We start from the raw sequence: 1,962 nt of genomic DNA on the forward strand, positions 1-1,962 counted from the left end.
TTACCACTTGATAATTATCTAAATCCGCTATCCAGACAGGAGAGGAATTTTGAGCTTTTCCACAAATGTTAACATCTTGTTTAAATTCCTCTTAGTGTAGCACATTCAGTATATAAAGTTTTTTATACTTAGCATTTTCATTACAGACGATAGAGAGTTTTATCTACTAATTTTGATGATTTTTGGATTTTAATTGGTTAGTCTTGAATATTTTTTTAATCACCTGTATAATTAGTACAAGACATACTATGACACAAAACTATCTAAGCCATGTTAATTTGACGCGAATAATAAAAATAAAAGTTGTAACTATTAGTAATAGACTTGTTGCAATTGTTAATTTTAGGTAATGAAAATTTGAGAATCTTCAAGGTATTTTTCGTGATTCGCGTTAAGTATTATTAACGCTTAGTGATTTGGCTTAGTATATATTTATTGATTTTTAACCATTATTTTTATGTCTCCAATTTGTCATTGTCTTATCGGTCTTCCTGGTTCTGGAAAGTCAACTTTTGCTCGTCAGTGGGTGGAATATGATCCTAATTGTGTAATAATCTCCACAGATACAATTCGGGCTGAGTTGTTTGGTGATGAAACTATACAAGGTGATTGGAATTTAATTGAACAGGAGGTATTGAATAGGGTTAAAGTTGCTGTTGCTTCTGGTCGTTCTGTAATTTATGATGCTACAAATTTTAAGCGATCGCAACGTATGGATATATTGCAAAAGTTTGCATGTGTAGGTGCAGAAACTTGGATGGGTTGGTATTTAAAAATACCCTTAGATGAATGTTGCCGCAGAAATAAACAGCGACAACGGCAAGTTGGTAAAAATATAATTGAGAGTTTCAACAAGCAGTTAATAAACTTTGAACCCATTGAAGCAGAGGGTTTTGCTAAAGTAAATGTTGTGCCAATGGTAAATGGCAAATATGACTTTTCTCTAGTTGCAAAACAGATTAAAAGTTTACCTCGTTCTATTGTTAATCGTCGTAATTGTAGCCAGAAGAAAACTTTACATCACTATTCTGGTTTAATTGATTTTGAACGATTAATGTATTTGATTTCGTTAATTATTAAATTCCCTGGGTTGGGTTTACTCCATGAAATTAATCCTGATATTTTACAAAAGGAGTTAGTTGGTAATGTTCAACCTATAACAGATTCTTTAGATGAAATATCTGCATTAATGTCGCGTAAATATCATTCTATTTATGCTGAACCCGAAGCTTTAGCTAATGATTTGCAATGGTTAGAAAAAAATGGAATTTTTAATGAACAAGGGTTAACATCAGAAATTTTGGTTGGTGAATATACAGGAAATATTGATAAATTTGAGGCACATACCTATTCTGATAGTGATGCTTTTTTACGATTAATAACAATTATTCGCTGTTTGGTACACTTCCCTTGTTTTCGCCATGAGGAAGACGAGGATAAAACAGTTCAAGAGATATTTTTTGAAAGCTTGAAAAAATATATTGTTGGTTTTAGTCAAGACACACTACGTAAAGATATTCAAAGAGTTTTACACCCCTATAAAATATTACCTAAGGATATTATGAAACGTGCTTATTTTGTTGGCAATGCAATTTTAAATAAACATGAACTGGTACAGGTTTATAAAGTGCTTCGTTCTCATGCTAAAGATTTAGATGATCCTATTTCTTTATCTATTTATGAAGGGATTGAGAAAAAGTTAGAATTAAGTCAAATATTGCGTCCTCAGAAGAACAAAAAAGCAGATTGTAAAGAGCCTGGTGAATCAGAGTCTCAGGATTCTACTCAAACCGATTCTGAGGACTATACTGATGATTACCGAGTGAGAGCGATCGCTGATAGTCCCGGTATTGATCTGGAAAAATTGTCAGACAACGCAGCTTACAAGAAACTAGATCAACTTACCGAAGCTATTTTATCAGGTCAATTATTAGAACTTGTCCGCTTTGCAAATACAGGACG

1 protein-coding gene is annotated in these 1,962 nt (G+C 32.6%); it reads left to right on the forward strand.

Features of this window, described 5'->3' with window-relative positions:
• Positions 1-457 precede the first annotated feature (457 nt).
• On the forward strand, positions 458-1,962 hold a 1,505-nt coding region (locus ASL19_RS10190; protein ID WP_057178255.1), incomplete at its 3' end, for an ATP-binding protein.

This window comes from Cylindrospermopsis sp. CR12, assembly GCF_001432185.1.
GTDB classification, from domain to species: Bacteria; Cyanobacteriota; Cyanobacteriia; order Cyanobacteriales; family Nostocaceae; genus Raphidiopsis; species Raphidiopsis raciborskii.